The sequence below is a fragment of the Actinomycetota bacterium genome (assembly GCA_035640355.1).
In the GTDB taxonomy this organism is placed as follows: Bacteria; Actinomycetota; UBA4738; order UBA4738; family HRBIN12; genus CALGFI01.
Genome location: DASQWI010000002.1, coordinates 121,798 through 129,660, shown reverse-complemented (window position 1 = coordinate 129,660; position 7,863 = coordinate 121,798). Strand labels below are relative to the sequence as shown.

At 64.8% G+C, this 7,863-nt stretch carries 7 protein-coding genes and 2 tRNA genes; 7 read left to right on the top strand and 2 right to left on the bottom strand.

The annotated features are described in order from the left end of the window. Positions 1-472: CDP-alcohol phosphatidyltransferase family protein (locus VFA08_01395; GenBank protein ID HYZ12248.1), on the top strand; the 472-nt coding region annotated here is incomplete at its 5' end. Between the two features lie 63 nt (positions 473-535). Here the strand turns inward: VFA08_01395 and VFA08_01390 are convergent. Continuing rightward, positions 536-2,014: a hypothetical protein gene (locus tag VFA08_01390; GenBank protein ID HYZ12247.1), complete on the bottom strand. Its 1,479-nt coding sequence runs from the start codon at positions 2,012-2,014 to the stop codon at positions 536-538. 156 nt (positions 2,015-2,170) lie between these two features. Between VFA08_01390 and VFA08_01385 the strand changes: the two genes are divergently transcribed. The 6 genes from VFA08_01385 to VFA08_01360 all read left to right on the top strand — a co-directional run bounded on the left by VFA08_01385 (position 2,171) and on the right by VFA08_01360 (position 5,873). After that, entirely contained in the window at positions 2,171-3,037 is an 867-nt protein-coding gene (locus VFA08_01385) for a YihY/virulence factor BrkB family protein (GenBank protein ID HYZ12246.1), read from the top strand. Between the two features lie 61 nt (positions 3,038-3,098). Further along, positions 3,099-3,169: transfer RNA gene (locus tag VFA08_01380), tRNA-Cys, on the top strand. A gap of 33 nt (positions 3,170-3,202) precedes the next feature. Continuing rightward, positions 3,203-3,274 (top strand) — tRNA-Val (locus VFA08_01375). A 330-nt stretch (positions 3,275-3,604) separates the two neighbouring features. Further along, entirely contained in the window at positions 3,605-3,958 is a 354-nt protein-coding gene (locus VFA08_01370; protein ID HYZ12245.1) for a hypothetical protein, read from the top strand. A 22-nt stretch (positions 3,959-3,980) separates the two neighbouring features. Further along, positions 3,981-5,000, top strand: coding sequence for a hypothetical protein (locus VFA08_01365; GenBank protein ID HYZ12244.1), 1,020 nt, complete (start codon positions 3,981-3,983; stop codon positions 4,998-5,000). Between the two features lie 90 nt (positions 5,001-5,090). Then, positions 5,091-5,873, top strand: a complete 783-nt coding sequence (locus VFA08_01360; GenBank protein ID HYZ12243.1) for an ion transporter — start codon at positions 5,091-5,093, stop codon at positions 5,871-5,873. A gap of 21 nt (positions 5,874-5,894) precedes the next feature. Here VFA08_01360 and VFA08_01355 read toward each other — a convergent pair whose 3' ends face one another. Beyond that, positions 5,895-7,835, bottom strand: a complete 1,941-nt coding sequence (locus tag VFA08_01355) for a hypothetical protein (protein ID HYZ12242.1) — start codon at positions 7,833-7,835, stop codon at positions 5,895-5,897. Positions 7,836-7,863 lie beyond the last annotated feature (28 nt).

Sequence of the window (7,863 nt, the reverse complement as noted above, 5' to 3'; positions counted from 1 at the left end):
CGCCGGGGTCGCCGGCGCCGTCCTCGTGCACTTGTCGTCGCTGCTGGACGGAGTGGATGGGGAGATCGCCCGGCTTCAGGTGCGCACCAACCCCGCCGGCGCGTTCTTGGACGGAATACTCGACCGCATCGCCGACGCGGCCGTTATCGGCGGCCTCGCTTTATGGGCGCTCGAGCGGGCCATCGCGCCTGAGCTCGTGGCGATCCTGGCCATCGCGGCGACAGCGGGCTCGATGTTGTCGATGGCGTCCAAGGACCGCATCGCGGCGCTCGGGCTCCCGCGCGCCCCGGAGCGGTGGATCGGGTTCCTGTTCGGCGGCCGCGACGCCCGCCTGCTGCTGGTGGTGCTGTTCGCGCTGGCCTCCCGTCCGGAGCTAGCCATGGCGGCCGTCGCTGCGACCTCGAGTGTCAGCCTGGTTGTTCGGGTGCTGGTCACGAGAGCTTCGCTCCGGGCCTGGAGTGTCGCTTCATGACGACCTGAGAAACGACGGTCGAAGCCGGTGCATTGATCCGGCTCATCCATGAGCCGGCAGGTCTCAGGTCACTTCGAACGTCGCGTTCCCGATCGTTCGGTACCGGTCCGTGACGAGATAGTGGGCGACGTATTCGCCGGGCGGCAGCGGCCACGGATTCCCCATGGTCGAGTCGTCGAACGTCACGGACCCGTTCACGACCGGCGGTTCCGTTCCCGAATCGTGCAGGCCGGTGTAGTTCCAGATCAAGTAGTAGTCCACCTTCGGATCGGCCTTGTTCGCCTTGTACACGCCGATCCAGTCCCACCGGTTCGCCGGACCGCCCTCCCACGAGACGGTGATGGGCTCACCGGACTCGTACGTCGTCTTGTCGGTCGAGACGTCGATCTGCGCGTTCGGATCTCGAACGACGACTCCCACGCGCGCGAGCTCGGCGCCATCAGCGTCGAGGAGCAACGCATCGTAGCCACCCGGCTCGAGCTCGGTAGTGTCGAACGCGGTCGTGCTGCCGCGCGAGCCCGTCACGCCCTCCGTCTGGAGCGCGCCCTCTGGAGCACCGCCGGACGGCACGATCGCGACCGAGCCGTCGCCGGAGGTCTGGTAGCTCACCGTCAGCGGGTCGCCCTGGTCGAGCAGCGCCGTATCCACCGAGACCATCTGCGGCATCGAAACCGGCGTCACTTCGAACGTCGAGACGAACGCACGATGGTCCGACGTCCATGGATCGAACCCGTCGTCGACGCCCTCGCCGCCCTCCTCGCCGACCAGTCGGCTGTCGAGCGTCTCGCTCGGCCCGGCGGCATAGAGGAAATCGATTCGGTCCTCCGCTCCGAAATGACTGATCGCCGGGTCTTTGAGCGGGTCCGGGTGGATCTCCCGATACGTGTCCCGGAAACCGGCCTCAGTGATCGAGATGCTGACGGGCCAGGGCACCGCTTCGCGTATCCCATCGCGCGTGCCAACCGTCTCGGCGCCGTAATCGAGATGCGACGGCTCGTTGTGGTCGCCGGTGAAGAACACGGGGTAGCCCTGATCGATGAGCTCCTGCATCTGCGCGAGCGGAACGTCGAGCGTCGAGGTCCGCACCTCGTTCTCGGATGCGAGGACCTGATCTAGCGGCGTGCCGTTGCGCAGCAGCCTGGGGCCGTACTTGACGTAATCGAGATGGATGTTGAAGAAGGCCACGACCTCGCCCGGTCGCACCTCGATGAACGCGTACCGCCCATCGGCGCCCGACGGCTCGTGGATCGGGTACTTCGAGAGGATCTGCAGGCTGGTGTTGTGATACGCGTACCCCGTTCGCTCGGCAGTTTCGGATATTCGGTTGTAGGACTCGAGGACGCCCACGATGTCGGCGTCGATCGCCTCGATGACGGCGTCGGTCGTCTCGTCGCCCCCGTACTCGACGTTGTAGACGAACACCTCGAGCCGCATTGGCTCGCCCGGCCGTGGCGGCCCGACGCCGTTGTCGGCCCCGCCCTCCGAAGTGCAAGCGGAAAGGGCGAGCATTACCGCACAGAGGATCGCGCCGCTCGATCTCATGGTCGGGGTCGGACGGCATTCTTCGTTACGAAGCACGCCTGGGGCAACCCGGGTCGCGATCAGTGCAATGGGGGAGGGTGGTTCGAGCGCTTCATCCGCGGGAACAGTCAATCCATGACACGTCCCGATGTAGTTGACCTTCGCGAGAAATCCGGAGTGCGTTCAGCTCGCGGTGCTGCTGACTTTGGCGCTCGCACGCTGCGGCGCTTCGTGGACGCCGATGGCACGTCGCACGTTCGAGCGCTCGCGTACGAGTCGATCCTGATCGTGCTGTCGGGGTTCATCGGCGTGATCGGGCTCGCCAGCCTGCTGGACGCGGAGTGGTTCCGCGGCGTCGTCGTGGAGCTCGACCGAGCGATCGCTCCCGGCCCTGCCGCACGCTTGGTGGGTGAAGCCGCCGCCCGCGGCGCGCACGCCGGGAGCTCGGCGGCGGTTTTCGGCCTCGCAGCGGCCTTCGCGACGGGAACGCTGGCGATGGCACAGGTGGAGCGATCAGCGAATCGGATCGCAGGGCTCGCCGTGGATCGATCACCGGTCCGCCGCTACGTCGTCGCCGCCCTCCTTGCAGCCACGGTTGGTGTGTTGCTCGGCCTCGGCGGCCTCCTCCTCGGCGCGGGGCGGGCCATCGCCTCGGGCGTCGGATGGGCGGATGAGGCGGAGACGGTTTGGTCGATCGCCCGTTGGCCGATCGGGCTCGCCGTCGCCGCGCTCGCGGTGTTCATTCTGTTCCGCATAGCGCCGCGTCGGCAGATCGGGCCACCACGCGCGATCCTTGCCGGGTCGCTCGTCGCCGTTGTGATGTGGGCTGCGTTCACTGGCCTGCTATCGCTGTACTTCTCGATCCAGACGAGCAGCGCGTACGGGTCACTGTTGTCGATCGTCGCCCTGCTCATCTGGTCGATGCTGACGTCGCTCGCCCTTCACCTCGGTCTGGCTACGGCGTGTCAGCTCGCCGCGCCTCGACATCGTGACCGCCCGGGAACTCGCTCTTCGCGCGTCGAAGCGGGCACGAGGTCACGGTGATCCGAGGAGGCGTCTGGGCAGCTCGGTACACTGTTCCTTCGGCCCGTGACGCGGTCGCCACGGCGGGGTGGCCGAGTGGTTAGGCAAGGGACTGCAAATCCCTCTACACCGGTTCAATTCCGGTCCCCGCCTCGAACGGCCCCTCAGGTACCATCCGGGGCTCTCGGGCGCTTAGCTCAGGGGTAGAGCGCTTCCTTGACGCGGAAGAGGCCAGAGGTTCGAATCCTCTAGCGCCCACCGAGAAACCGCAGGTCAGAACCGCTTGTTGGCACGAGTGACCTTCGGCGATCCCCTCCGTTGGGCACAAGTTGGGCACATCACGGCGTGTTCGGCGCCGACTGGCATACGCACGCGAGCACGAGGAGACAGCCTCATCCACGATCGCCGCGGTTCACGGCAACGCGGCGCGGTATCGGGGAAGGGGTTTGAGATGTTCGACTCAGGGAGCCTGCGTCTTGCCGGGTGTACTAGCTTTGGACGGTGCCGACGATTCCGATAGAGGGACGAGGGTGAGGATGACCAAAGTGGACGATCCGTGGCACACGTCCCAAACCGAGGAGGGGTCGGGTGCCATCGGCTGACGCGTCACCAATTGAGACCCTGCTCTCGCGCCTGATCGATCTCACTCGCCACCAGCAACTCGAATGGGAAACGGTCGCGAACGATAGTTTTACGATCAGCGCGAAGAGCGCGACGATTCTCCTAACGAGAGATCTTGCGGGGACGGCGCTGAAGGTCTTCAACCCCGACGGCTTGGAAGTCGCAACGCTAACCAGCCAGGGAGTACTCAACAGTAGACCGGAATTGGACGCCCTGTTTGACAGCGTCAAGGCTTCCGTTCTTCACGTTAGCGATGTCATAACCGACGTCCTAAACGAGCTAGATCAGTTATCTGAACGCGAGCGTCGAGCCTCCGGCTGAATCTCGACTAAACACTGCCGGAATGAATCTCGACGGTCTCGGAGCTGGGAATGTTTCGCCCGCTGTCCTGATTCTCGGCGCCGGCGCCACGCGTGGCGCGTCATTCGTAGCCGGTCGAGCGGGTGCGCCACAACCACCGCTCGATGCGGACTTCTTCCTACAGCTCGAGCGCATGTCGAACCGGTCCGCCGACATACGGTATCTGCTGGAGCGCGTCGCCGAAGAGTTTGGCGGGTTCGCTTCCAGGTCGATGGAGCTTGTCTTCTCGCAGCTCGTCGCGAGTGGCGATATTGCTCAGCTACAGCGGAGGCCGGGGCGTCCACTCGGCACCTACAAACGTATGCAGGACGCATTTCTCGTGGCCCTTGTCGAGCTCTTCGCCGAGGCGATCGGCGATCGGAGCTGCGACTTTCACAATGCCATCGTTTCAACGCTTCGCAGCGGGGACTCCGTAATCAGTTTCAATTATGACTGTCTCATCGATCAAACTCTGGCTACCGTTCATGGCGTCCAGTCGCGGTTCGATCCGGCGCGAAGCTACGGTTTTGCGGCTGCCTTGGGTGCTCAGTATTGGGGAGGACCGGTGCGCCGCCGGATTCGGTCGCCAATTCAATTGCTGAAGCCACATGGGTCGTTGAACTGGCGTGTCTCGAGCAAAGGAGGAGTCACAACGCTTGCGCTTCGGGCCGATCCCTACGTGGGGTCAGCGGCGGAGAGAATCATTCCACCTATTGCTGGCAAGTCCATAGCGGCCGAACCATTCGCCACGGTGTGGGCCGCTGCTCGGGATGCGCTTGCGCGCTGCAGGGCCCTCGTCGTCGTGGGGTATTCGGCGCCCGACGTCGACGCTCTTTCGCAGGCTCTCATTCGGCTTCATCTCGCGACTGAAGTCCCTCGCCGGTTGTCGGCGCTCGTAGTTGCCAATCCGAATCAGGACGTGCGGAACAGGTGGCGCAGCCTCTGTGCGACAGCAATCAGGCCGGCGCGAACGCGAATTTTCGAGTATCGGACGCTCGACGAGTTGGCCGGAGCCATCTCATGATTGGGTTGAAGATCGGTTCGTGATTCTCCCCTCCGGCCTTCGGATTGTCTAAGTGGGCATCCTTAGTGTCGAATCCTGCACGATGGCGGCATGAGCGGTTCGGCCGAAGCCCTCGATCGCTTCGAGCGACAGACGGCGTGGCTCATGATGGTCCTGTCGCTCGCCATCATCCCGCTGCTGGTCATCCCTTGGGTCGCCGACCTATCCCCTGCGACTGAAACGGCGTTCTTCACGGCGGACTGGATCATCTGGGGTCTCTTCGCCGTGGAGTACGGAGTCCGCCTGTACCTCGCGCCGTCGAAGCGCGCGTTCGTGCGAGCGAACGTCGTCGATCTCGTCGTCGTCGCTTTGCCGTTGCTGAGACCCCTCAGGGTTGTGCGTTCGGCGCGCCTGCTCCGGCTCTTGCGCGCGTCCCGGGTCGTTGTGTTCCTGATGCGCGGGTTAGGCGCCGCACGGGTCGTGCTGACTCGCCATGGGCTCGGCTACACGCTGCTCACGGTGGGCGTTCTTACATGCGGAGCCGGTGTGCTCGTGTGGGCCGTCGAGCAGGAAAGCCCCGACAAGAACATCGAGACGGTGGGCGACGGCCTGTGGTGGGCGATTACGACTCTGACCACGGTTGGGTACGGAGACCGTTTCCCAACGTCTCCGATCGGGCGCGGCGTCGGAGTAGCGCTAATGCTCATTGGGGTTGGCGTATTTGGGCTACTCGCGGCGTCTCTAGCTTCCTTCCTGCTTGAGCGAGGCCGCGAGGTCGATACGCCAACAGACGACGTCGGGCTTCGGGATATCGCCGCTCGACTCGACAGGATCGAGAGTGAACTGCAAGTGCTCAGCCAAGAACGGCAGCGCGACACCGAACCGACGTCATGAGAGTGCAGATCGCTCACGACATCACGAAAGCGCGTCCTCGAACTCGATCTCGCCCCGTTTCGCCTCGAGGTACGGCGGGAGCGCCGTGTCGACGATCGCACGGCCGGTAGCACGACGACCGACCGCAAGGATCTTCGCCATGTTCCACTCCGCTTGCCAATCTGCCATCACCAAGTCCTTCGTCGCTGATTCGGGGTACTCGGTGAGCTCCTTCGCGAACTTGATCGTGAACCCTCGCGCGTCCATGTCGCCACGGCTCGCCGGCAGTCGTTTGAGTCCCTGTCGGTAGAGGGGCGGCAGCAGAGCCTCGACGCCCGTCTGTTCATCGTTCTTGTTCCGCTGCGTCTGATGCAGGATCACCGCCGCGCCGTGGCGTCGTTGCCACGCGCGGAAGTGGTCGTATTGCACCAACCCTTTGAACGCCGAGTTCCCCTCGATCACCCAGCACCGGATCGGATGATGGAGTTCGAGGGATAGCACTTGCCACTCTTGCATGAGGCCGGTCAGGTCACTTCGCGACGTGGACCACTGCAGGAGATCGCCGGCAGTGAACCGCGACGAGCGAAGTCCTCGGATGAGGTATCGAACCTTCGTCTCGGGTTGGATCGCCCACCACTCGATGCCCCAGAAGTTGCCGGCGCTCGGGTCGACGGACACGTAGTCGACGAGACCCGAGACGCCCTGCGGCCATTCGAGGAACCCTCGGTCCTCGTCGCGACACCCCGGCGCGAGGACGCCGTCGCGATCGACACCGCCCTCGAGCCATGCCGGATCGACCAACGCGGAGGACGGATCTACGTCTAGCTGCTGATACACGAGCTGAAACTTCCGAGGGTTCGATGCGCGTTCCGCCTGCAGCTCCGCCCACGACAATCGCTCTGCGTCCAACAAACAGCCGTCTTCACGCGCGTCCCACTGGCGATGCGATCCGTTCGGCGTGGCGACATCGCACGTCGCCTCGTGATGCGCCGGGTACTTCACGTGGGTGTACTTGCGGCGTGGCACGCCTTCATCGTCCACGTAGTTGATGTCGAGCCTCGACCGATACAAGTCATCGGGAGAGAGACGCTGACCGACGAGCAGGAGCGAACCGCCCGGCTCGACACGCGACTCCACCTCATCCTCATACCAACGCGCGAGCTCGGTTCGGACCTCAACGGATCGGACGTTCGCCGTCGTGACGAGGTCGTCCCAGATCGCGAGCTCAACGCGCTCGCCGAGGAACCGCGATTCGAACGAGGCCGCCTGGCAGCTCGGCTCCTTCTCGCTCAGATCGACGTCCTCGAGCTGCTCGACGATGAACTCGTCGGCCTTCCATGGGATCCCTTGCTGTCGCGGCTTGAACCTCCCGAACGCATGCACGATTGAGCGCTCCGCACGGAGCGACCTGCCCTTGTCGTAGAACGGTCGCGGCGATTCGAGGAGGCGAGCGATCCGGCCGACATAGTGCGTCGCTACCTTGTAGCCGAAGCTCCCGAGCATGATCCTGGTCGCCCGCCCGCGAAGCGGATCGCACCGACCACCGCCGGCGAGGAGCCAGACGACGAGGTCCATCGTGAACAGCGTCGACTTGCCGCTGCCGGGCGGCATGTTCAGTACGTGATACGAGCGAGTGCTCCGGTCCTGCAACGCCTCGACCACACGCTGCGCCGCATCCTCACGCCACGGCACGGGCCTGCGCAGCAGGAATCGCTCGGCGAAGACGGAGAACGACCGCAGGGCCTCGCGCGCGCCATCGTCGAGCTCGTCCCACGGCTTGGGGTCCGGCTGCTGCTCGTCGCGACGCTCGGCCTCGGCGATCGAACGCGACACTGGGTAGGTGCCATCCAGCCCGACCGAGAGGCGCCAGGCGCTCTGTCGGCTAATGCCGACCTGCCTTCCGGCCTGCGGGACGGTCATGCCGGTTTCGAGCAGGCGGAAGAAGCGCGACTTCTGCGCCGACGAGATCCGGTTCCCCGGCATCAGACCGCGGCCTTCGGAGACGAGAGGG

Coding starts and splice junctions, on each gene's coding strand:
- VFA08_01360 (HYZ12243.1), top strand. CDS start 5,091: ATGAGCGGTTCGGCCGAAGCCCTCGATCGCTTCGAGCGACAGACGGCG.
- VFA08_01365 (HYZ12244.1), top strand. CDS start 3,981: ATGAATCTCGACGGTCTCGGAGCTGGGAATGTTTCGCCCGCTGTCCTG.
- VFA08_01390 (HYZ12247.1), bottom strand. CDS start 2,014: ATGAGATCGAGCGGCGCGATCCTCTGTGCGGTAATGCTCGCCCTTTCC.
- VFA08_01355 (HYZ12242.1), bottom strand. CDS start 7,835: ATGCCGGGGAACCGGATCTCGTCGGCGCAGAAGTCGCGCTTCTTCCGC.